This window comes from Polynucleobacter paludilacus (assembly GCF_018687595.1).
GTDB classification, from domain to species: Bacteria; Pseudomonadota; Gammaproteobacteria; order Burkholderiales; family Burkholderiaceae; genus Polynucleobacter; species Polynucleobacter paludilacus.
The window spans coordinates 136,454-160,330 of sequence record NZ_CP061298.1 but is presented as its reverse complement, the minus strand read 5'-3'; the positions used below and the strand labels follow the sequence as shown (position 1 = coordinate 160,330).

The 23,877-nt window shown below is 46.4% G+C and carries 22 protein-coding genes; 4 read left to right on the top strand and 18 right to left on the bottom strand.

What is annotated here, in order from left to right; genetic code table 11:
• Nucleotides 1-23: 23 nt before the first annotated feature.
• From AOC06_RS00895 to bioB, 15 genes are all read right to left on the bottom strand, one after another.
• Nucleotides 24-866: a cell division protein FtsQ/DivIB gene (locus tag AOC06_RS00895; protein WP_215380474.1), complete on the bottom strand. Its 843-nt coding sequence runs from the start codon at nt 864-866 to the stop codon at nt 24-26.
• Nucleotides 863-1,858, bottom strand: coding sequence for a D-alanine--D-alanine ligase (locus tag AOC06_RS00890; RefSeq protein ID WP_215380472.1), 996 nt, complete (start codon nt 1,856-1,858; stop codon nt 863-865). Before AOC06_RS00890 ends, AOC06_RS00895 begins: the two co-directional genes overlap by 4 nt.
• Nucleotides 1,851-3,287, bottom strand: a complete 1,437-nt coding sequence (murC, locus tag AOC06_RS00885) for a UDP-N-acetylmuramate--L-alanine ligase (RefSeq protein WP_215380470.1) — start codon at nt 3,285-3,287, stop codon at nt 1,851-1,853. Before murC ends, AOC06_RS00890 begins: the two co-directional genes overlap by 8 nt.
• The gene (murG, locus tag AOC06_RS00880; protein ID WP_215381643.1) at nt 3,284-4,333 is read right to left on the bottom strand and encodes an undecaprenyldiphospho-muramoylpentapeptide beta-N-acetylglucosaminyltransferase; all 1,050 of its coding nucleotides are present in this window, start codon (nt 4,331-4,333) and stop codon (nt 3,284-3,286) included. Before murG ends, murC begins: the two co-directional genes overlap by 4 nt.
• A gap of 20 nt (nt 4,334-4,353) precedes the next feature.
• A complete protein-coding gene (gene ftsW, locus AOC06_RS00875; protein WP_215380468.1) occupies nt 4,354-5,625 on the bottom strand; it encodes a putative lipid II flippase FtsW in 1,272 nt (423 codons plus the stop codon).
• Nucleotides 5,622-7,244 (bottom strand): UDP-N-acetylmuramoyl-L-alanine--D-glutamate ligase, encoded by a 1,623-nt coding sequence (murD, locus tag AOC06_RS00870; protein WP_215380466.1) that lies wholly within the window; start codon nt 7,242-7,244, stop codon nt 5,622-5,624. Before murD ends, ftsW begins: the two co-directional genes overlap by 4 nt.
• A gap of 12 nt (nt 7,245-7,256) precedes the next feature.
• Nucleotides 7,257-8,426, bottom strand: coding sequence for a phospho-N-acetylmuramoyl-pentapeptide-transferase (mraY, locus tag AOC06_RS00865; protein WP_215336838.1), 1,170 nt, complete (start codon nt 8,424-8,426; stop codon nt 7,257-7,259).
• A complete protein-coding gene (locus AOC06_RS00860) occupies nt 8,417-9,850 on the bottom strand; it encodes a UDP-N-acetylmuramoyl-tripeptide--D-alanyl-D-alanine ligase (protein WP_215380464.1) in 1,434 nt (477 codons plus the stop codon). Before AOC06_RS00860 ends, mraY begins: the two co-directional genes overlap by 10 nt.
• Nucleotides 9,850-11,376 (bottom strand): UDP-N-acetylmuramoyl-L-alanyl-D-glutamate--2,6-diaminopimelate ligase, encoded by a 1,527-nt coding sequence (locus AOC06_RS00855; RefSeq protein ID WP_255879976.1) that lies wholly within the window; start codon nt 11,374-11,376, stop codon nt 9,850-9,852. The genes AOC06_RS00860 and AOC06_RS00855 overlap by 1 nt, the downstream gene beginning before the upstream one ends.
• An 8-nt stretch (nt 11,377-11,384) precedes the next feature.
• Nucleotides 11,385-13,160, bottom strand: coding sequence for a peptidoglycan D,D-transpeptidase FtsI family protein (locus AOC06_RS00850; RefSeq protein ID WP_215380458.1), 1,776 nt, complete (start codon nt 13,158-13,160; stop codon nt 11,385-11,387).
• Nucleotides 13,157-13,423 (bottom strand): cell division protein FtsL, encoded by a 267-nt coding sequence (ftsL, locus tag AOC06_RS00845; protein WP_215336830.1) that lies wholly within the window; start codon nt 13,421-13,423, stop codon nt 13,157-13,159. The genes AOC06_RS00850 and ftsL overlap by 4 nt, the downstream gene beginning before the upstream one ends.
• Complete coding sequence (gene rsmH / locus AOC06_RS00840) at nt 13,420-14,364, bottom strand: 16S rRNA (cytosine(1402)-N(4))-methyltransferase RsmH (RefSeq protein WP_215380457.1); 945 nt, start codon at nt 14,362-14,364, stop codon at nt 13,420-13,422. The genes ftsL and rsmH overlap by 4 nt, the downstream gene beginning before the upstream one ends.
• A gap of 12 nt (nt 14,365-14,376) precedes the next feature.
• Nucleotides 14,377-14,805 (bottom strand): division/cell wall cluster transcriptional repressor MraZ, encoded by a 429-nt coding sequence (mraZ, locus tag AOC06_RS00835; protein ID WP_215380455.1) that lies wholly within the window; start codon nt 14,803-14,805, stop codon nt 14,377-14,379.
• Nucleotides 14,806-15,076: 271 nt separating this feature from the next.
• Nucleotides 15,077-15,706: a 2-polyprenyl-3-methyl-6-methoxy-1,4-benzoquinone monooxygenase gene (gene coq7 / locus AOC06_RS00830; RefSeq protein ID WP_215380454.1), complete on the bottom strand. Its 630-nt coding sequence runs from the start codon at nt 15,704-15,706 to the stop codon at nt 15,077-15,079.
• An 11-nt stretch (nt 15,707-15,717) separates the two neighbouring features.
• Complete coding sequence (bioB, locus tag AOC06_RS00825; protein ID WP_215380453.1) at nt 15,718-16,755, bottom strand: biotin synthase BioB; 1,038 nt, start codon at nt 16,753-16,755, stop codon at nt 15,718-15,720.
• Nucleotides 16,756-16,843: 88 nt separating this feature from the next.
• Here bioB and bioA point away from each other — a divergent pair, with 88 nt between their 5' ends.
• The 4 genes from bioA to AOC06_RS00805 are packed head-to-tail and all read left to right on the top strand — an operon-like array spanning nt 16,844 to nt 21,393.
• Entirely contained in the window at nt 16,844-18,205 is a 1,362-nt protein-coding gene (gene bioA, locus AOC06_RS00820; protein WP_215380451.1) for an adenosylmethionine--8-amino-7-oxononanoate transaminase, read from the top strand.
• Nucleotides 18,202-19,434, top strand: a complete 1,233-nt coding sequence (locus tag AOC06_RS00815; protein WP_215380449.1) for an 8-amino-7-oxononanoate synthase — start codon at nt 18,202-18,204, stop codon at nt 19,432-19,434. The genes bioA and AOC06_RS00815 overlap by 4 nt, the downstream gene beginning before the upstream one ends.
• Nucleotides 19,435-19,436: 2 nt before the next feature.
• Nucleotides 19,437-20,168 carry a dethiobiotin synthase gene (gene bioD / locus AOC06_RS00810; protein WP_215380446.1) on the top strand — a complete coding sequence of 244 codons (732 nt, stop codon included), beginning with the start codon at nt 19,437-19,439 and terminating at the stop codon, nt 20,166-20,168.
• Between the two features lie 34 nt (nt 20,169-20,202).
• The gene (locus AOC06_RS00805; RefSeq protein ID WP_215380444.1) at nt 20,203-21,393 is read left to right on the top strand and encodes a M20 aminoacylase family protein; all 1,191 of its coding nucleotides are present in this window, start codon (nt 20,203-20,205) and stop codon (nt 21,391-21,393) included.
• Here the strand turns inward: AOC06_RS00805 and AOC06_RS00800 are convergent.
• The 3 genes from AOC06_RS00800 to apaG form a co-directional block, all read right to left on the bottom strand.
• Entirely contained in the window at nt 21,390-22,166 is a 777-nt protein-coding gene (locus AOC06_RS00800; protein ID WP_215380442.1) for an enoyl-CoA hydratase, read from the bottom strand. The genes AOC06_RS00805 and AOC06_RS00800 overlap by 4 nt on opposite strands.
• Nucleotides 22,167-22,192: 26 nt before the next feature.
• Nucleotides 22,193-23,347, bottom strand: coding sequence for a murein transglycosylase A (gene mltA / locus AOC06_RS00795; RefSeq protein WP_215380440.1), 1,155 nt, complete (start codon nt 23,345-23,347; stop codon nt 22,193-22,195).
• 119 nt (nt 23,348-23,466) lie between these two features.
• On the bottom strand, nt 23,467-23,841 hold the full coding sequence (gene apaG, locus AOC06_RS00790) for a Co2+/Mg2+ efflux facilitator ApaG/CorD (protein WP_215336809.1): 375 nt from the start codon (nt 23,839-23,841) through the stop codon (nt 23,467-23,469).
• Nucleotides 23,842-23,877: the final 36 nt, after the last annotated feature.

Sequence of the window (23,877 nt, the reverse complement as noted above, 5' to 3'; positions counted from 1 at the left end):
ATGAATATATTCATTGCTTAAGCTCACTTTTTTCCATTTAGATCATTCGTTTTGATACTGACAGAAGCTAAGTGAACTGCAAAACCATTGGCGTAACGTAGGTCGATTGCATCTACTCGATTAGCCCACTTATCTTGGACCTGAGGCCAATATTTAAAGAGTCGCGCAACTCGTTCCTCCGTTAAGTTTTTGTCTGAACTTTCTTCGTCGCGCCCAAATTCCACTCTCATCCCGTTGGATAGCTTGACATGCCATGCATATCGATCCGATAAGGTTAGCGAGCTAATTTCTGCATTCCAAGGCTTAAACCAAGCGTTGGCTTTCTCATATAAACGCATCACCTCTTGGCCAGCATCGCTCGGCCCACGAAAATCAATCAACTGGGTATCTTCTGGAAGCTCTGAAGTACGTCCGCTAAAGATTTCTCCATGAGTATTGATTAGCTGATGACTATCGGCTCCACCCCATGTACCAAAGGCTTTCTGTTCTTCAATACTGACTACTAGGCCATTAGGCCAAATACGACGTACATTGGCGTGGCGAACCCATGGCATAGACTCAAAGCCCTTCTTCACATCTTCAAGTTTGACGCTGAAGAAATTTCCTTGAACGGTCTCAAGCACTTCTTGCTTCACAATCGCTTTATTAATGTGTTGCAAGGTTTGACCTGCCACAGGCTCAATTTGAACTTGTTTAAGCACAAAAACTGGACGCTGACTTAGCCAAACCAAAATACCAATCACTAGCATCACTACAAAACAACGAGTCAAGAGACGGCTTAACTTTTGCATTCTCTCTGGGTGATTCCAGATCGGAGACATTGCAAAAGCAAAGAAATTGCCAAACTGTTGTAGGAAGCGACTCATGCTTTTGTAACCCCCTCTTGTTTTAGAGTCTGGCTCAATATCCAAAGCACTAAATCTGCATACTCGATACCAGCAGCTTTGGCAGCCATCGGGACCAATGAATGGGAGGTCATCCCGGGGGAGGTATTCATTTCCAGCAAGTAGGGCTTGCCAGTCTTCTGATCGATCATCACATCTGCCCGACCCCAAGTCCGGCAACCGAGGGCTTTATAAGCAGCAAGAGCCAAATTCTGCACAGCAAGATTGATCTCTTCGGGCAGGCCTGTTGGGCATAAATATTTTGTTTCGTCCGAAAAGTACTTATGATGAAAATCATAGTTAGCATCCGGCGGGACAATTTTGATTACAGGCAGAGCTTCAGTACTAGCGCCCTCTCCCACTAATGGACAGGTTAGCTCATCTCCGATGATGCAAGTTTCGGCAATGATCTTAGTATCAATCTTTGCTGCTAACTCGTAAGCTGCCGGTAAATCACTGACCTTCCTCACCTTTGTTAAACCTAAAGATGAGCCCTCATGTGCAGGCTTCACAATCAGAGGTAAGCCTAATTTTTCTGCTACCGAATCCCAATTACTATTAGCGGTTAACTCAACAAACGCTGGTGTCGCTAATCCATTACTGAGCCACACTTGTTTAGTCACGATTTTGTCAATTGATAATGCTGAGGCAAGGACGCCGCTTCCCGTATAAGGGATATTTAAGAGCTCAAGTAAGCCTTGAATAGTTCCATCTTCGCCATATCGTCCATGTAACGAGATAAAGACGCGTTCAAATTTTTCTTGCACTAGTTCGGAGGGGGATCGAAGTCCAGGATCAAAAGGATGTGCATCTACTCCTTTTAAATGCAGGGCTTCTAAAACACCATTACCTGACATCAATGAAATTTCTCGCTCGCCAGAACGCCCGCCAAGCAATACACCAACTCGACCTAAAGATTGGATATCGAGCGTGGCTAGCTCACGATGAACGCGTTGACCCCATTGACTATGCATGCTTAGCCTCCGCTAGCACATGCGACAAATTGGAAATGGAGCCTGCCCCCATCGTAATTAAGACATCACCATCACGCAGAAGACCAGTAATTTTTTCTGGCATCTCAAGAATGGTGCTCGCAAAAGCCGTCTGTTTAGGATCTAAATCAGCATTTTGAGTACCCGCTTCTGTTACTACTGCTTTTAATAGGCTCTTACCATCTGCCCCAGGAATCTTAGCCTCTCCTGCAGGATAGACTTCAGTCAATACGAGTGCATCAAAATTTTTCAGGACTTGGACAAACTCACCAAAGCAATCACGGGTTCTGGTGAATCGATGTGGCTGGAAAGCCAGTACTAAACGACGATCAGGATAAGCCCCTCTTGCTGCCGATAAAGTGGCAGCCATTTCAACGGGGTGATGACCATAGTCATCAATCAAGGTAAAGCTACCTCCACTGGCAAGCGGGATTTCGCCATAGCGTTGGAAGCGACGGCCTACGCCACTAAATTCGGATAGGGCTTTGACAATGGCTTGGTCACTTACGCCAAGTTCAGTTGCAATACCAATCGCTGCCAAGGCATTTCTGACATTGTGTAGACCCGGTAGATTTAAAGAAATCTGGAGTGGGCCCGGCTTATTGCCGTGTCTTCTGACTGTCCGGCGCTCCACTGTAAAGCGCATTGATGTTCCTTCTGCACGCACATCAGTTGCACGAATATCCGCATCATCAGATAAGCCATATCGTAAAACTGGCTGAGAAACAAATGGAATGATGTCACGAACATTGGCATCATCAATACAGAGTACCGCTACTCCATAGAATGGCATGCGCTGAATAAATTGCACAAATGCCTGTTTCAGGCGAGCCATATCATGTTGGTAGGTATCCATGTGGTCAGCATCGATATTCGTCACCACTTCCATTGCGGGGAAGAGCTGCAAGAAAGAAGCATCAGACTCATCTGCTTCAACCACAATAAAGTCACCCTGTCCTAAGCGCGCATTTGCACCAGCAGAATTTAATTTCCCACCAATCACAAAAGTCGGATCTAAGCCACCCTCTGCTAGAACGGAGGCCACCAAACTGGTGGTAGTTGTTTTACCGTGCGTTCCAGCGATCGCAATACCCTGCTTGAGACGCATTAATTCACCTAGCATCACTGCGCGCTGAATCACTGGAATTTTGGCTGCACGTGCTGCAAGCACTTCGGGGTTATTACCAGCAACTGCAGTTGAAATCACAACTGCTTCTGCTGTACCAATATTTTTTGGATCATGTCCAATGTGAATGACTGCGCCCAATGCCTTCAAGCGCCGAGTAGATACACTCTCCGCTAAGTCAGAACCTGATACTTGATAACCTAAATTGAGAAGTACCTCAGCAATACCACTCATACCAGCGCCGCCGATACCAATGAAATGAATTTGTTGAACGATATGCTTCATAGCACCACCCCCGCAGCTTCTGCACATACTTGAGCAACCCGAACTGTAGCTTGTGGTTTAGCTAAGGCATGAGCGTGCTCCGCCATCTTTAGTAAAGCATCGCGGCTCACTCCCTGAATCATTTGAGCCAAGTCATCTGGATTTAGTTGGGTTTGTGGCAACAAGATTGCTGCATGAGCATCTGCTAAGAAACGGGCATTAGCAGTTTGATGATCATCAATGGCAAATGGAAACGGAACCAAACAAGAGGCTACCCCTGCTGCTGCCAATTCTGAAATTGTCATTGCACCTGAGCGACAGATCACAAGATCTGCATTCGCATAAGCAGTAGGCATGTCGTCAATAAAACTGCGGATATCTGCCTGCACTCCCAGGCTTGAATATAAATACTCAAGATCTTGAAGATGCTTCTCACCCGCCTGATGAATTACCTTTGGTCGAGAGCTTGCGGGTATTAAAGCCAGGGCTGCTGGCACTGCTTGATTTAGAGCTGCAGCACCCAAGCTGCCGCCTACTACCAAAATAGATAAGGGGCCTTGCCGTACGCTGTAGCGTTCTACAGGAGAAGCTAGCCGATCAAAATCTTGACGTATGGGATTTCCTACCCACTCAGCATCTGACATCGTATTTGGAAAACCGGTCAAGGTTTTTCTCGCGATCTTTGCGAGGGCACGATTAGCGCTGCCAGGGATGGAGTTGGATTCATGCAAGACTAATGGTCGTCTCAAGAGTACCGAAACTAAACCGCCTGGGAAAGTAATATAGCCGCCCATACCCAAGACCACGCTTGGTTTGAGACGACGCATAATCTGGAAACTCTGCAAACTTGCTCGCACCAAATTAATCGGCAACATCAATTTAGCTTTTAGTCCCTTACCGCGCAAGCCACCAAAATCTACTGACTCGAAAGATATCTTTGCAGCATTCACAAGGCGGTATTCCATGCCGTTTTGGTTACCTAACCAAGAAACTTGCCAACCATGGGCTCTCAGGTATTGAGCAACCGCTAGGCCAGGGAAGATATGTCCTCCCGTACCACCAGCCATCACCAAGATCGAGGGTTGGGTCACAGCTTTCCTCCCCGCATCAGGACTCGATTTTCATAATCGATGCGTAACAGCATAGCGATCGCAATGGCATTCATCAATATTCCTGAGCCACCATAGCTCACTAAAGGGAGAGTCAAACCTTTAGTTGGAAGGAGTCCTAAATTCACGCCCATATTGATGAAGGCTTGCCAACCAATCCAAATGCCTACTCCCTTCGCAGCTAAACCTGCAAAGCTTCGATCCAATTGCAGTGCGGTACGGCCGATCATGAACGAGCGGCGCACTATCCAGTAAAACAAGAAGATCATCACGAGTACACCAACAAACCCGAGCTCCTCGCCAATGACTGCCAAAATAAAATCGGTGTGCGCTTCAGGAAGGTAATGGAGTTTTTCGACGCTGCCACCCAAACCAGTACCAAACCATTCGCCACGTCCGAAAGCCATCAAAGAGTGAGTGAGCTGGTAGCCCTTATTAGCGGCGTTATCTACCTGCCATGGATCCATAAAAGCCAGAATGCGTCCACGTCGGAATGGAGATAATGCAATGATGGTGGAGGCACTCGTAATCCCAACTAAGACTAAGCCTCCAAATAATTTGGCATTGATTCCACCGAGGAAGAGAATGCCGAAAGCAATCAGGGCAACCACAATAAACGCGCCCATATCGGGCTCAAGCATTAACAGTGCGCCAACTAGAGCCACTGCAATACCCATCGGTAACATGCCCTTGATAAATGTATGCAAATGCTCCTGGCGTTGAACGGTATAGGTTGCCGCAAAGATTACCGTAGCAAACTTCATGAGTTCAGACGGCTGGAAGTTCATTAATCCTAGTGGAATCCAGCGCTTTGCTCCATTCACACCCTTACCAAGCCCGGGAATCAGAACTGCTACTAATAACAGCAGCGTTACACCAAAAATAATCGGTGAGTAACGATCCCAAACCTTGCTTGGAATCTTAAATGCCCAGATACCAACACCAAGAGCAATTGCCAAAGAAATTAAATGCCGGATCAAAAAGTGATTACTGCTATAGCTTGAGTATTTTGGCCCATCAGCTAAAGTGATCGATGCCGAGTAAACCATCACCAAACCAATCAGCGTGAGCGATAGTACTGCCCAAACTAATAATTGGTCATACTCCATCATACGAGAGCGGGTCTGCTCAACCCCTGAGACAGCGTCTCTTAAGCCGCTCCGGAAATTATTAATTCCACCGCGAGAAAAACTCCAGAAGCGATCGAGCCCTAAACGATTATCAGGAAATAACTTATCTTTTAAGCTCATACATGAACTCCATCGATCTGCATACCTAATTCAGCCACTTCGGATACAAAAGCATCTGCACGCGCGATGTAATCTTTGAACTGATCAAAGCTGGCACAGGCGGGAGATAACAAAACAATATCGCCAGATTGGGCTTGATGAGCCGCTTGATGAACTGCATTAGCTAGTGTCTCACTGATAGTGCAAGAAACCTCATTACCGAGCGCATCTGCAATGAGGTTTGCATCTTTGCCAATTAAAAAAGCGCCTTTGATAAAACGCAGTGCAGGTTCGCGAAGTGGCGAAAAATCTTGGCCTTTACCATCCCCACCGGCAATCAACCAGATTCTTTTTCTAGACTCGTTATTCGCTAGGCCATTTAATGCTGCCACTGTGGCACCAACATTGGTGCCTTTGCTGTCATCAACATACTCAACATCAGCAACGATGCCAATACTTTGTACACGATGAGGCTCGCCCTCGTAATCTCGTAAACCATGCAACAGCAGACTCATTGGTAAACCTGCGGAACGGGCTAGAGCCAGTGCAGCTAAAGCATTGAGAGCATTATGACGTCCCCGAATTTTCAGCGCATCGGCTGGTATTAAACGCTTGAGTCGCAATTCTTCTTCATCATCTGGAGTGACCGATTTACGACGGCGCTTGGGTTTTGGCTCTTGATTCTCATCGACCTCAGCCCACACTAACCAATCAATCCCGCCAGCACGCAAATCTCGCTCAATACCAAATGCACCCTGCTCATCTGGACGTCCAGAACCAAAGGTTATAACCGATCTATTGAGCTTCTCTTCTTCAGAGAGCAAATCGAGCACAAGAGAATCATCACGATTCAAGATACAAATAGAGTCAGACCCAAAAATTCGTGCTTTTGCATGAGCATATGACTGCATATCACCATGCCAATCCAAATGATCCTGAGTGATATTGAGAACAGTCGCCGCAGTCGCATTCAAACTAGATGTGAATAACAACTGAAAGCTCGACAATTCCAATACCCATACATCAGGCATATCGCTGAACTGATCTGCCTCGTTTAGACATAGCTGAAGCTTATCAAGAGCAGCAGGGCTGATGTTGCCAGCGACCGCTACCTTCTTACCGGCCCGCTCACAGAGTTGACCTGTTAATGCAGTAGTTGTGGTTTTGCCATTCGTCCCTGTAATAGCCAGTACCTTTGGAATATAGGCAGGCAGACCATCTTCTTGGATTAGAGCCATCGCTGCAATCGCGCGGGCAAAAAACTCTATCTCACTCCACACTTCAACATTACTTTGCTGCGCTGTTGCTAAGAAAGATTGAATAGGCTCTTGAATTGGTGATAAACCAGGGCTGATGCCAATAACATCAACTTCTTTTAGCAAGTCATTAGCCAAAGGACCGTATTGGACATCCTGCAAACCTGCCTGCTCAAGCTCGGCTAACCACGCTTTTTGCTGCTCTGAAAATTTCTCAGGATTACGTGTGTCTGCTAAACAAACCTTTGCGCCATTACGCAAGCACCATTTCGCCATTGCTACGCCAGACTCACCTAAGCCTAAAATTAAAAAATGACTTGGGGTCTTTGTGACCGAATCTTCAGTCACTTTAGGGTTGGCAAAAGGGTTTTGAATATTCAACATAGGATTCTCGGCTTACCGTAATTTCAGGCTTGATAAGCCAACTAACACCAACAGGATGGTGATAATCCAAAAACGCACTACCACTTGCGTTTCTTTCCAGCCGCCCAACTCAAAGTGATGATGTAGTGGCGCCATCCGAAAAATACGCCGACCTTCACCATATCTTTTTTTGGTGTACTTGAACCAAAATACTTGGAGCATCACTGAGAATGTTTCTGCAACAAAAATTCCGCCCATGACGAAAAGAACAATCTCCTGACGGACAATTACAGCAATAGTTCCTAGAGCACCGCCCAGGGCAAGCGCACCAACATCTCCCATGAAGACTTGTGCAGGATGAGTGTTGTACCAAAGGAATGCCAATCCCGCGCCACCCATTGCGCCACAAAAGATCATTAACTCGCCAGCGCCAGGTATGTATGGAAAAAGCAAATATTTTGCATAGATTGCATTACCCATGACATAGGCAAATGCGCCCAGGGCAGCACCAACTAAGATCACCGGCATGATCACTAACCCATCGAGACCATCCGTGAGATTGACGGCATTACTGCTACCTACGATCACAAAATAACTCAAGATAATGAAGCCCATCATGCCCAAGGGATAGCTCACCTCTTTCATGAATGGCAATAACAAGTTTGTCTTCGCTGGAAGATCTAGCGCAAACCCGCTACGGAGCCAGTCTAGAAACAATTGCAGGACTTTGAGATTGTTGATTTCTGAAACTGAGAATGCCAGATAGATTGCTGCAAATAATCCAATCAGGGTCTGCCAAAAGAATTTTTCTCTTGAACTCATTCCCTTGGGATCTTTACGTGCAACCTTACGGTAATCATCAACCCAGCCCACTACACCAAATCCAAAAGTCACAATCATCACGATCCAGATAAAGCGGTTCGTTAAATCTGCCCACAAAATACAGGAGATAAAAATTCCCAACAAAATGAGGACTCCACCCATCGTGGGTGTCCCGGTCTTCACCAAGTGGCTTTGTGGTCCGTCGCTTCGAACAGATTGACCCATTTTTAACGCTGTTAATTTGCGAATCACCCAAGGGCCCGAAATCAAACCAATTAATAGGGCTGTTAACGTAGCCATCACAGCGCGGAAAGTAATGTAGTTAAAGACCCGCAAGAAACCCAGATCGTCTTGTAACCATTGCGCCAAGATTAAGAACATGTATTGGCCTCCTCTTGCAAGGCTTTTACGACTCGCTCCATACGCATAAACCGGGAACCTTTAACCAAAATATGAATTTTTTCTGCAGTCTCAGTGCATTTTGTTTTTAATGCGAGAGTCAGATCTGCTTGTAAATTGTCTAACTCTGCAAAGTGCTTAGCACGCGAATCCAGCTGGTGCTTTTGTTTACTCTCATTGAAACCCTGAACTGCTAATTGAGACTGCTCTCCAATCGCAAATAATTGATCAATGCCTTGCTGTGCAGCGTAGACCCCTACCTCATGATGAAATGCAGGGCCTTGCTCTCCCACTTCACCCATATCGCCCAACACTAGCCAACTAGCTCCGCTCGTTTGCTTTAAAGCATCGATGGCTGCACGAACAGAATCTGGATTCGCGTTATAACTATCGTCAATTAAGGTGAACTGTGCATTCAATTGACTGGACTGCATCCGACCACTCACTGGGGAGAAGGCTTCTAAACCGTTTTGAATATTTTCTAGACTGAGATTGGCTGCTAAAGCTACTGCTGCTGCAGCAAGGGCATTGCTAGCATTGTGTAGACCCAGAGTTTTCAATTGAACTTCAATGGATCCATTGTCTGTGTTGATTTGTAAATGCCCATTGCCCAACAAAACTCCCGAAACTGCAGCTGGAGCAGAAAGTGCAAAATCAATCACCTTGCGGGCACCTGCTACTTTTTTCCATAAGGAACTGAATTCAGAATCGGCTGGAAAGACCGCTACACCATTCAATGGCAATGCTTTTAATACGTCAGAGTGCTCTTGAGCTACGGCGGCAACACTGGCCATAAACTCTTGGTGCTCTCGTTGTGCATTATTAATCAGTGCAATATTTGCTTGGGCAATCGCTGCTAACTCAGCAGTTTCACCAGGATGATTCATGCCCAACTCAATCACCGCCAGATGATCAGATGAACGCAGGCGTAGTAGGGTTAATGGCAATCCAATGTCATTATTGAGATTACCTTGGGTTACTAAGGTTGCGGGCTCACCCACAGCACTTCTAAATATTGCAGCAATCATTTCTTTAACGGTGGTCTTACCATTACTGCCAGCAACTAGTGCAAGAGGAATGGGATGCTTTGCTCTCCATGCTTTAGCCAGTTGACCAAGACCTTCTCGAGTGTCTGTGACACATACCGCCGCTAAATTCTCTGGGCACTGACTTGGATTGCTAATCATGGCAGCACTGGCAGCAGATTTTGCAATCTCTCCTAAAAACTGATGTGCATCAAAATGCTCACCACTTAAGGCAATAAAAAATTCGCCTGGCTGTATTTTTCTGGTATCACTACTGATCCCAGAAACACTGACTTCATGAGATTTCTCAAGAGTAATATTCAGTAATTCGCTACCGGGTAGCATTTGATGAATTTCTGCAAGATTGGTCATCGCGTGCATCAGATCACCCCTCCTGCCGCTAAAAGAATGTGCTCTTGATCAGAGAAGTCAAATTTCTTACCGTTAATTTCCTGGGTCGACTCATGCCCCTTACCCGCCACTAGCACAACATCCGCTTCTTTTGCATGACGCACAGCCGACATAATGGCAGCAGCCCGATCGATAATAATTTGCGCTTTACTTACTGACGCTCCCATTCCAGAGCGAATCATGTCAATAATTGCATGAGGATCTTCTGATCTGGGGTTATCGCTGGTGATGATTACTTCATCAGAAAATTGCTCTACCACTCGTCCCATCTGTGGACGCTTGTTGATATCACGATCGCCGCCACAACCAAAGACGCACCAGAGCTTACCCTGACGTTGATCCGCAATGGGGCGCAAGGTATTGAGCACTTTTTCTAAGGCATCTGGGGTATGAGCGTAATCAACGATCACCAATGGCCCAGCTTTATTGAGCTGAACTAACTCCATACGACCTATGACGGGTTTTAATTTACTAATTCGCTTGCTAGCTTCTGCAATACCCAAACCTTGGCTGAGTAAAACAGCAAAGACTGCCAAACAATTGCTGACATTAAATTCTCCGATCACAGGAATATGGAGCGCTTGTGAGCCATGACCTTCATAAACAAATACGGCGTCATAGCCATTGCTATTCATGACCAAGTCTTTAGCGTGTACCCGCTGCAAACGGTCGCCAAATTTTTCAAAACCCTGAAAGGTGCTTTGATCTAATCCGTAGCCCCAAACATTAACGGTATTCCTAGTGAGTGCTTGCATTGCAAGCTCTCTTCCAAAAGGATCATCCATGTTCAGAACAACATTTTTTAAGCCGGGCTGCGTAAATAATTTGGCTTTTGCCTGGGCATACTCTCCCATATTGGCGTGATAGTCCAAATGATCTTGACTCAAATTGCTAAATACTGCGCAATTTATATTGAGTCCGGCAATACGCTCTTGATCTAAAGCATGAGAAGAGACTTCAATGGCCAATTGTTTGGCACCTTGATCACGCAAGCTACTTAACTGCGTCTGCAATGTTGGCGCATCTGGGGTCGTATACCCCGTCTGAATTAAGGAACCCGACAGCCCCGCTCCTAGTGTGCCAATCACAGCTGCACGCTGAGTGGGAGTATCTAGAGCCTGAGCAATCCACTGGGTAATACTCGTCTTCCCATTGGTGCCAGTAACCCCAACTACATTGAGATCGAGACTGGGGTTGCCATACCACTGCGCACTGACAACTCCTGCATATTTTGCTAGATTCTGAACTGCAAAGCATTGTGGGTAATCTTCAAACTGATCATCCATGTCAGTCGGGTCATAAACCACTGCTTTAGCACCACCCTCAAGAGCCGCAGCGATATATAGTCGACCATCACGAAGTGCCTTGCCATGACCAACGGGATAGGCAAAAAAGATATCGCCTAATTTGATTTGTCGACTATCGCTTTTAATCTTGGCGGCGGGAGCTACCATTTTTTGTAAATGCTCAATCAAGTGATTGGGTTCAATATGCACTGCCACCCTCATCTTTTCAAAACCACTTGTTGAGCTTTTAGTCCTGTTGCCTGATTCTCAACAGGAGGCTTTACATCATCAGATACCATTTGCTTAATATTGGCATCGGGTAAGACATTCAAGGTTCTCAAAGTCTCACTCACAATGGTTGAGAACACAGGGGCCGCAACATCACCACCATAGTGACTACCGCCAGTGGGCTCATCAACCATCACGGCCACGACAATTCGTGGCGAACTGATCGGTGCAATGCCGGCAAAATAAGCACGATAAGAATTACCATAACCTTTACCAACCAACTTATGTGCTGTACCAGTTTTGCCACCAACCCGATAACCATCTGCTTGAGCTTTGACGGCTGTACCACCTGGTTCAGTTACTGTCTCGAGCATGCTGCGCATCTCAATCGCAGTTTTGGCAGAAATCACTCTTACACCTGGCTTAACTTCTGAGCTGCGCTGTATCGTCAAAGGAACTAGCTCTCCGTCACGCGCAAAAATGGTGTAAGCGCGTGCAACCTGAAATAGCGATGCAGAGATTCCATAACCAAATGCAATGCGCGCCTGATCGGATGGAACCCATTTTTGATAGGGATGCAATGTTCCAGATACGGAACCAGGAAAACCAATCTTGGGGGCCTGGCCAAAACCAACGGCTGTATACATATTCCACATCTCTTCAGGCGAGAGATTATTCATCGCAATTTTGGCCGTTCCAATATTGCTTGATTTTTGGATCACTTGTGAGACCGTTAGATTTCCATAGGGATGGGTATCCGTAATCGGTTTAGGGCCAATCAAATAACTCGCACCGATAACCATATTGGTATTGGGAGTGATAGCACCCTTCTCTAATGCCGTTGAAATTGTGAAAGGTTTTATCGTTGAGCCAGGCTCAAAAGTATCGGTGAGCACGCGATTGCGAAGTTGCTCGCCTGTCAAATTACGACGATCATTCGGGTTATAGCTTGGGTAATTCGCTAAAGCCAAGATCTCCCCAGTTTGAGTATCTAAAACGACTGCCCCACCTGCTTTAGCATGATGCTGCTCAACCGCACTCTTGACGGCGTTATAGGCAAGATATTGAATCTTGCTATCAATGGACAACTGTAAATCTTTTCCATTTTGTGGTTCTTGCTCAATAGCAACATCCTCAACAACTCGACCTAAACGATCGACCACAACGCGCCGTTGCCCAGGACGAGCAGCCAGCTCTTTTTCATGTGAGAGCTCCATGCCTTCTTGGCCGCGGTCTTCCACATTGGTGAAGCCTACAACGTGAGCCATCGCTTCACCCTCTGGGTAAAAGCGACGGTACTCATTGTTTAGCCCAATACCCGGTATTTCTAATTGTTTAATTTGCTGAGCTACTGCAGGATCAACCTGTCGCTTCAAGAAAACTTGCTTGCGCTCTTCTCTGAGTTTTTTACGCAAATCTGATTCATTCATTTGCAAGAGGTTTGCCAGCTGACGAATCTTTTCTGACGATAAATCATCAGGCACGGTATCGTTATAAGCAATCACGGATTTCGCCTCAAGACTGGTTGCGATGACATTGCCATTGCGATCCAAAATCTTGCCGCGACTTGCTGGTAATTCAAGCTCGCGCTGAGTTCCTCGTACTGCTTTTGCTTCATAAAAAGCATTGCCCGGACCTTGAATCCAGAATGCTCTTAATAAAAGTAGCATGAAAACAAAGAACAACATGAATAACATCAAGCGCGACCGCCACATTGGCAGACGCAACACTAAATTCGGGGTAGTCGAAAAACCAACTGGTCTCATTTGCTCTCCTTAATGTACAAAGTACGTTCAGGAGAGATGGGTGACATGTGCAATTGATTGCGAGCAGTGTCACGAATACGTGAAGATTTTGAAAGGTTACGCTGCTCATATTCCAAGCGTAGCCAATCTTGATTTAATCGACGCTCTTCGTTTTGCACTTGCTCAATGGCAACAAATAATTTACGCGCCCGCTGTTGTGCAGCTACGAGCGACAAAGCACAAATCAATAGCAGAGCGAGCAAAGTAAAGGTTGCGCGGTTCATGCTAACGCTCCCATTCTTTTTTCTGCCACTCGCATAATGGCCGAGCGTGCACGAGGGTTTTCTTTAAGCTCTTCCTCGCTTGGACGAATTCGAGCGATGATTTCAAGAGCGCTTTGTGGCAAATCTTTTTCCCGCACAGGTAAACCGCGAGGCACTTCCACTTTAGCATGCGCTTGCAAGAATTGTTTGACGATGCGATCTTCAAGAGAATGAAAACTAATGACGGCTAAGCGTGCGCCTGGCTTAAGCAAACTTAAGGCAGCTTTAAGACCCAACTCAAGGTCTTCTAATTCCCGATTAATAAAAATCCTCAATGCCTGAAAAGTACGTGTAGCAGGATCTTGACCTGGCTCGCGAGTGCGAACCACGCTAGCCACCAAATTTGCTAACTGTAAGGTCGTTTTAGGAGACAAGCCTTCCTCACGCTTAGCAACAATAGCTTTGGCAATTTGTGATGCGAAGCGCTCTTCTCCGTAGGTCTTAATCACTTTACTGATTTCCTCCTGAGGCGCCTGCTCTAACCACTCCGCTGCTGTGATTCCATGATCCGTATTCATTCGCATATCGAGCGGTCCATCCCGTCGAAATGAAAATCCACGATGCGCTTCGTCTACTTGAGGTGAGCTGATTCCAAGATCCAACAAAATTCCATCGATCGATGCTGGTTCGGCGTACTGATCCATCTGTGCAAAGCTGCTGTGAATGATGGAAAACCGTGGATCCTTGATTGCTTTTGCTACTGCAATGGCATCCAAGTCTTTGTCGAATGCCATCAAACGTGCATTTGTATTCAACTTGCTCAGTAACCGCTGTGAATGCCCGCCTCGCCCAAACGTCCCATCGATGATGACAATCTTTTTGGTTTGATCTTGAAGCAGTGGCCCATCGATTAAAGCGGTCACCGCCTCGGCCAGAAGTACTGGGCGATGTGTATGGTTCATGGCACTCAATCATTAAAAATTAAATTGCTTGAGTGCCTCAGGCATGCCTTGTGCAATGGCAGCCTGCTCTTTTGCGGCATAGCTTGCCGCATCCCACAATTCGAGGTGGCTTCCCATTCCGAGAAGCATCACTTCTTTTTCAATGCCTGCAGCTGAACGCAACTCTGGACTGACCAAAATTCTGCCTGCACTGTCTAACTCAACATCTGCAGCACTCCCTAAAAATATTCTGCGCCACCAATGCGCATCCATCGGCAACTGAGCAACGCGGGTACGAAAGGTTTCCCACTCAGGCCTGGGGAATAACAGCAAGCAGCCATCGGGGTGTTTAGTTAGGGTCACTCTACCTTCGCCCTGAACCAACAAGGCGTCACGATGCTTGGCCGGCACAGACATGCGACCTTTTGCATCTAAATTGAGAGCTGAAGCACCTTGAAACACGATTTACCCCACTTTTTCACACTTCCTCCCACTTTAGAGGATCAAATACCGAGGGTCAAGTGTTTTAAGGGGTTTTTTTAGGAAATTCTCTAGTGTTTACAAACACTTAGCGTTGTCTGTTCATAAAATACTGAGAATAAAATCTCTCTTTTAAACAATAACTTGGCTAATATACTTAATAGTAGGTCTTAGCTATAGAGCTAAATATGACACAAATACACTGTTTTTAATCACAGTATATTTACTTTTCGATATTCAAAAAACGTGTGATTTAGATTTTGTAAGCACTGCTCGTCATCAGCTTAGAACTTGCTTCCATTAGCTTCTGAACTGTCGGGGGCAAAACCACTCCACCAGCCTCCATCGCCTCTTTGCCGTGCTCGATTTCATCAAGGCGCATTTGCTCGACAATCGCACGAGACTGCTGATCATTTTCAGGCAAAGTTGCTAAGTGACTTTGAAGGTGATTCTCAACCTGTTTTTCGGTTTCAGCAACAAAACCTAAACTCCATTGATCACCCGCTAAGCCAGCTAGCAAGCCAATTGCAAAGGATCCAGCATACCAAAATGGATTGAGATAGCTTGTATGTGAGCCCAACTCTTTTAACCGTGTTTCACACCAAGCAAGATGATCCATCTCCTCTTCTGCAGAGTGCTTGAGCATCTCTTGAATTTGAGGGTCTCGTGCTAATAATTTTTGTGATTGGTAGAGTGCCTGGGCACAAACTTCACCCACGTGATTGACGCGCATTAAACCTGCAGCATGTGCACGCTCTGTTTCACTTAAAGGGGTTTTTCCCTCAACTTCATTTTTCGGAATCGAGCGTCGAGAATGGGCTCCGCCTGAAATCGATTTCAGGGCAGTATCAAACTCAATAATCAGGCGATCTGACAAAAACATGGGTACAAATCCTAGACCTGAACCTCGGCTTTGCAGCTCGACTTGGTCTTGAGACCCAACTCTTTCAAAAGAGCGAGGTCTTGTTCCGCCTCAGGATTAGCGGTAGTGAGTAGTTGCTCACCATAGAAAATCGAGTTTGCTCCAGCCTGAAAACACATTGCCTGAACGGCTCTACCCAGCTCCTGGCGACCCGCGGATAAACGCACTCTGGCACGAGGCATTGTGATGCGAGCCACTGCGATCGTGCGAACAAACTCCAGAGGATCTAAAGGTTCTTGGTCGGCCAAAGGTGTGCCTGCAACAGGCACCAAATGGTTAATCGGCACAGACTCTGGGTAAGGCTTCAGGTTGGCCAGGCGGGCAATAAAAGCGGCCCTTTGCTGGCGTGACTCACCCATGCCCACAATGCCACCACAACAGACTGACATCCCAGCTGCGCGCACATGATCTAGCGTATCGAGGCGGTCTTGGTAGTCTCTAGTGGTGATGACAGAGCGATAAAAATCTTCGCTGGTATCCAGATTGTGGTTATAAAAATCAAGGCCCGCTTCCTGCAAAGCCTTAGCCTGATTGGCTTCTAGCATACCCAGGGTTGCACAGGTCTCTAAACCAAGCGCCTTCACGCCCTTGATCATGGCAGTCACTTTTTCTATATCTCGGTCCTTGGGTTCACGCCAGGCTGCGCCCATACAAAAGCGATTGGAGCCTGCCGCTTTTGCTGCTTTAGCTGCTTCTAAGACTTCGTCCAAGTCCATTAGCTTATTGGCTTTGATATCGGTGTGGTAGCGCGCAGCTTGAGGGCAATAGCCACAATCCTCAGGACAACCACCAGTCTTAATTGACAGGAGGGTAGCTAATTCCACATCACCCTCTGGGAAGTTGCTGCGGTGCGTCTCCTGTGCCTTAAACATCAACTCATTAAATGGGAGGGCAAAAAGTGCCTCAATTTGGGCAACGGTCCAGGTCGCCCCAACATCCAACTCCTTGATGCGCTGATCTGGCGATTTGATGTAATTCAGCGGCTTTTCAATCGTTTGCGAGTCCAGCATGGTGAATTTCCAGGAAATGACCTATTCAAACCTCAAACATAACAGATAGAGACCTAAATTGGGGAAAACTAGTGGTCAAATATCAATCATGAATACGCATTTGATTGACGAGCAGAATTTGCCAGACTCAAAAAACTGGGTTAACCGAAGTTTGGCAGCAGTTTGGCACCCCTGCACCCAGATGAAACATCATGAGTCTTTTCCACTCATTGCCATTACTCGTGGTGAGGGTGCTTGGCTATTTGACGACAAAGGCAATCCATTTTTAGATAGCATCAGCTCCTGGTGGACCAATCTGTTTGGCCATGCTAATTCTCGCATTAACCAAGCCATTACAAGTCAGCTAGAAAAAATTGAGCATGTGATGCTGGCTGGGTTTACCCATGCACCAGTGGTTGAGCTTTCAGAAAAACTCAGCGCTTTAACCCAAGGTCATCTGGGTCATGTGTTTTATGCATCTGATGGCGCTTCTGCAGTGGAGATTGCCTTAAAGATGAGTCATCACTACTGGCAGCTTCAAGGGAAGACTGAAAAGAAAAAATTTGTTTGCCTCGAGAATAGCTACCACGGAGAAACTCTGGGTGCATTAGCAGTAACTGATGTAGCTCTCTTTCGTGAGGCCTATGGCTCACTCTTGCAATCAGTTTTTATTGCGCCCTCACCAGATAGTCGAAAAACAAAATCGGGAGAGTCCAGTGCAGATGTTGCAATTCGAGCTGCAGATGCTCTAGAAGCCATTCTTGCTAAAGAACATCACAATATTGCAGCCTTGATCATAGAGCCATTAGTGCAATGTGCAGGACAAATGGCAATGCACTCTCCAGAGTATCTGCTTCGAGTGAAGGCTTTATGTGATCAATATGAGATTCATCTGATTGCCGATGAAATTGCAGTGGGGTGTGGGCGGACTGGTAAATTTTTTGCTTGTGAGCATGCTGGTATTTGGCCTGACTTTTTAACATTGTCTAAAGGTATTAGTGGGGGTTACTTACCGCTTTCACTTTCTATGACAACAGAGAAAATTTACCGCGCCTTTTACCAAGATCAAACTGCTCAGGGATTTTTGCATTCCCACTCATATACCGGCAACCCCCTAGCTTGCGCTGCTGCATTGGCTACCCTTGCGATCTTTGAATCAGACCAGGTCTTGGAAAAAAATATTGGGCGAGCACAAGATCTAAAAAATACTTTTAGTTGGGCCAAAGTAGATCCACGTTTAGAACATTGGCGCCAACAAGGCATGATTCTGGCCTTTGACGTTAAACCTTCGGCCCTGAAGAATCCCAATAGCTTCGCTCGAGAGATGTTTGCAGCAAGCCTTCAAGAGGGAGTATTAATTAGGCCGATCGGCAACACAATCTATGTCATGCCTCCGTATATTTTGACTCAATCTGAAACTCAAAATATGAGTCAAGCAGTACAGCGCGCCCTGAACCAGGTTATGCAATGAGCAATTCGTTTAAGGCACTGACACTCGTCAATCAAGCCATTACTCGACTGGAAGAGGGGCTCCTAAAACGTAGCCTTCGCATTAATGAAAAAGCCTGCGATGTAGATGCTGTTGTGGGAGGCCGAGCGCTAAAAACGTTTTGTAGTAATGATTACTTAGGGCTTGCCAATCATCCCGCACTGGTAACAGCATTATCTGATGGCGCCCAAAAATATGGGGTTGGTAGCGGTGCATCGCATCTCATTAGTGGCCATAGTCGCGCACATGAATTACTGGAAAATCAATTAGCTCGATTTCAGGGTGCGCATATTCCAAATGCACGCGCCCTCTTTTTTAGTGCTGGCTACATGGCAAATCTGACAGCCATTACCGGACTCATTGGATTAGCAAAAAAGGGTGAAGCTCATATCTATTCTGCAGCGCTCAATCACGCATCTTTAATCGATGGCGTTCGCTTAGCCAGCTCTCAACACCAAGCTCTTGTCACCATCTTTGATCATATTAATCTTGCTTCGCTTGAGAGTGACTTAAGTAAAGATACTGCCTCTTTAAAGCTGATCGTGATCGATGGCGTCTTCAGCATGGATGGTGATCTCGCACCACTTCACTTATTACTGCAGCTAGCAAAAAAACATGATGCATTGCTCATGGTCGACGATGCGCACGGCTTTGGTGTACTCGGCGAAAATGGTCATGGCATCTTAGAGCACTTTGATCTTCGCTCTGAACGATTGATTTATGTCGGCACCCTTGGCAAAGCAGCTGGTGTCAGCGGCGCATTTATTTGTGCTGCTGATTCTTTCATTGAATGGCTGATTCAAAAAGGACGGCCATACATCTACACCACTGCAACATCTCCAGCAATTGCGCATGCTGTTTCCAAAAGTCTTGATCTGATTGAAGGAATTGAGGGTAAGACAAGGCGCAAACATTTAGATGAATTAATCAAGCTCTGGAATGAGGAAATGGTGTTCTCAAACTGGCAGAAGGAATGTTCATCGAGCGCTATTCAACCCGTCATCATCGGGAGTAATGCGCATGCTCTACAAGCAGCCAAATTGCTGGATACAGCGGGATATTGGATACCAGCCATTAGGCCCCCAACCGTCCCTGAGGGTAAGGCCCGTTTGCGAATTACTTTTTCTGCAAATCATACGGTGGATGATGTGAAAGAACTCATTCAAACCTTACAAAAGATCGAGTCCAGCATGTTTGTAGAGGGTGTTTAACCATGAATCTTGCAAAGGGCTATTTCGTTACAGGCACCGATACTGAAGTTGGTAAAACGCTTGTGAGCGCAGCATTGCTGTGGAAACTCAATGCCATGGGTATTAATTCCGTTGGATTCAAGCCAGTTGTTGCTGGTACCTATTTATCAGAAAATGGGTCCCGTCTCAATGAAGACTTGGAAAGCTTAAGAATTGCATCTGGAATTAAAACTCAGCGCCAACTGTCTGCAAATGATCTCTGTCCTTATATTTTAGATGCGCCAATTGCACCGCACCTTGGCGCATCTGCACAAAATATCGTGATTGATCCAAAAGTCATTGTGAGTACTTTTAAACAATTACAAAATATATTCTCAACTGTTGTTGTCGAAGGTGTTGGTGGGTTTTTAGTACCCATCAATGCTGTAGAAAATATGGGCGATCTGGCTGTCAACTTTGATTTGCCTGTGATCTTGGTTGTTGGGATGCGCTTAGGCTGCATTAATCATGCCCTCCTAAGTTGCGAAGCAATTGCAAATCGCAAACTCAAGCTTGCAGGATGGGTTGCCAATACATTGAATACGCCAATGAGCATGCTGGAAGAAAATGTCTCAACCCTAAAAACCCGCATTCCCGCACCCTTTTTAGGGCTTATTCCTCGCCTCAGCAATCACTTAGTAAAACCCCAAAATGCGCCCTATTCGATAGAAGCGCTCGATTTTGCTGCTCAGCACCTGAATTTAGAGCTCCTTTAAGAGACTTTCCATCACTTTCGGCTAAGATGAAGGGATGCGTTTACTCCCTGAGATCATTGATTCCTCAAGCGCAATTCAAGAAATTCGGCGCAATATCCATGCCCACCCTGAATTACGCTTTGAAGAGAATCGCACTTCACAACTCGTAGCTGAAGCACTCTCGAGCTGGGGGATTGAAGTCTTCCGTGGCCTCGGAAAAACTGGGGTGGTCGGTCGTATTAATGGAGAGCTAGGCCCAGGAAAAATGATTGGCATGCGCGCCGATATGGATGCTCTGCCCTTGCAAGAGCACAACACTTTTTCACATTCATCTCAATACGCTGGAAAAATGCATGCGTGTGGCCATGATGGTCATACCGCCATGTTGCTCGGAGCTGCTGAATATTTATCCAATCATCGAGATTTCAAAGGAAGTGTGATCTTTATTTTTCAGCCTGCCGAAGAGGGTGGTGCTGGCGCTCGCGAAATGATCAACGATGGTTTATTCAAACAGTTTCCTTGTGATGCTGTGTTTGGCCTTCACAATTGGCCAGGCTTAGCTGAAGGCAATTTTGGTATTACTTCTGGCCCCATGATGGCCTCTAGTAATACTTTTGAAATTACGATCAAAGGCAAAGGTGGTCATGCCGCACTTCCACACAATAGTGCAGATCCCGTGCTCACCGGAGTACAAGTAGTTCAAGCCTTACAAAGCATTATTACTCGCAATAAACGTCCAGTTGATGCCGCCGTTTTATCTGTGACCCAGTTTCATGCTGGTGAGACCAGCAATGTAATACCAGATAGCGCCTTTATTGGTGGCACTATTCGGACCTTTACCTTAGAGGTCTTAGATTTGATAGAGCAAAGACTGCGAGAGATTGCAGAGCATGTGGCCAATGCTTTTGACTGTCATGCCGAAATTGTCTTTTCACGCAACTACCCTCCACTCATTAATCATGCAAAAGAAGTTCATTTTGCTGGCGAAGTGATGAAAGAACTCGTAGGCGAAGATCGGGTGAATATGCATATTGATCCCACTATGGGTGCTGAAGACTTTGCTTTTATGCTGCTAGAGAAGCCGGGATGCTACGTCTTCTTAGGTAATGGCGACGGGGACCATCGCTCGGTAGGTCATGGCATGGGACCATGTCACTTACACAACCCGTCTTATGACTTCAATGATGCGCTCATTCCGGTTGGAGTGAGTTACTGGGTCAAACTTGCACAGCGCTATCTAGCTTAAGAGTTTGTAAATTTCGCTGGGCGTTTTTCAATAAAGGCTGCCATGCCTTCTTTTTGATCATGGGTAGCAAAGCAACTGTGGAATAAACGGCGCTCCAAATGAATTCCTTCAGAGAGCGTCGTTTCATAAGCAGTATTAATGCTTTCCTTAGCCATCATGATGGTCAATAAAGGCATCGATGCAATCTCCTGCGCAACTGCCATCACTTGTTTCAAGAAATCCGCTTGTGGAAAAATTCGGGAGACTAGACCTGCTCGCTCAGCTTCAATAGCATCCATCATGCGGCCTGTTAATACGAGATCCATTGCTTTCGATTTTGAAACAGCGCGAGGCAAGCGTTGCGTACCGCCAGCTCCTGGAATAATTCCTAACTTAATTTCAGGCTGGGAGAATTTAGCAGTTTCCGAGGCCATGATCATGTCGCACATCATGGCTAGCTCACAGCCACCGCCAAGCGCATAACCGGATACTGCAGCAATGATCGGTTTACGAATTGTTCTAATCTGATCCCAATTGCGCGTGATGAATTCTTGGCGATAGGCTTCGTTAAAGCTCAGGCTTGCCATCTTAGAAACATCCGCTCCTGCGGCAAACGCTTTTTCGCTTCCTGTCACGATCATGCAGGCAATCTGATCATCGGCGTCGAATTTTTGCAAAGCAGAAACAAGCTCATCCATCAAGTCGTTATCAATCGCATTGAGGACCTGAGGTCGATTCAGGGTGACGATGGCAACCTTACCATCCACCTCAGTCAATATATTTTGATTACTCATGATTTCCTTCCAGCAAGAAGATTGTCTTAACGAGGCAATAGTAACCACATCTTGCCATTTTGCTTCATATGGCCCGCCAGCTCTGCGGCTGCATCACCAGATCCCCAGAAAAAGTCAGCCCTGACGCCGCCCACAATAGCATTTCCAGTATCTTGCGCCATGACCAACTTTTGAATCAAATCGCCATTCGATAGTTTGCTGGTTGCCAAAAATACTGGCGCGCCAATAGGAATTGATCTCAGATCAACTGCAATACTTCTTTCGGGAGTCAGTGGCACCCCTAAGGCTCCAACTGGACCCACATCAGCACCGCCATCGCTCGGTAACTCTTTAAAGAAAACAAAGCGCGGATTGGCATTCAGCATTTCATCTACTTGGCCTGGGTTGCGCTTAGCCCATTCAGAGATACCCTGCATCGAGGCCTGGCTCTTGGAAAGCGCATTGCGATTAATTAACCACTGAGCAAAAGATTGAAAAGGCTGGTCATTTGTTCCAGCAAAACCTAGACGCAAAATACGGCCATCTTGCAGACGAATTTTTCCTGAACCCTGAACCTGCATAAACGCTGCTGCAACCGGATCTTGGACCCAAGCGATTTCAGAGCCATTTAAAACCCCTGAACTCAGCAGCTGCGCCCGCGTTGGCGCAGGCATCGGCTTGGATTTCTTCCAGGCACTCGGGTAGGCATATAAAGGAACGGTAAATGTACTTGTTCTCGTTAGCGAACCATTCATGAGGGGTTCGTAATAGCCCGTAATGAGGCCGGTATCGCTACCGTTATTGCTATTACGCACTTCGTAGACCTGGAAACGACTTTCAAAGTATTGACGAATGCCTTGGGTATCACGCGCTGAAATGGTATTTGCTTGGGAGCAAACTCCGCGCCAATTGATCTCGCCGCTTTTTTTCCGAAGGACTTCGCAGCTCCTCAGCCATGCAGGCCAAGCCTTGCTGAGATCATCTTCGCGCCATCCTGGTAGAGCCTGCCATGAGACTGCAGAAAAAGTAGCTATCTGGGAGCCGTATGAACTTGGAGCCCCTCCACCGCTGGAGTAACTTCCCGGGCCACGTGTGGGAGGCACAGAGCAGCCCACAACTAAACCCAGAATAGCCGCTAGGAATACACTACTTAGGTAGCGCCGACGCACACAACCCAATAATTGATGAAATTTAGAAGCCATGATTGCCAATTTACTCGATGAATACCCAATGCTTCTTTTTGTCCTTGAGGCAGCCATTGCGCTGGGATTGTTATTGTTTATTGTCCTTTGGACCGGAAAAGGGAAAAAATAGCTAGTTGCTAGTGCAAAGTTCTAGGCATCACTAGGGCAAACTCAGGAATGGGCGCCTGAAAGAACTGAGCTTCCTCAGTAATGCAGAAATATTCCCCTCTCATGGTGCCGGCCGGAGTGGGCAAAGTCGCCCAGCTGGTGTACTCAAATTGCTCGTTTGGCCTTAAAAGCGGTTGCTGACCAACTACTCCCAAGCCACGCACCTCCTGGACACCTCCGTCTCCATCCGTAATGAACCAATGGCGGGCGATCAACTGAACGTTCACCGCCCCAGAATTCCGAATGGTCACGGTATAGGCGAAGGCGAATTGTTGGTTATCGGGGTCAGATTGCTCCGGAAGGTACTGGGAGTGCACAGTAATGCTGATCTCTATGGAATTCATGCCGCAATTCTGCTCCATCCAAAGTACAACTGCAAG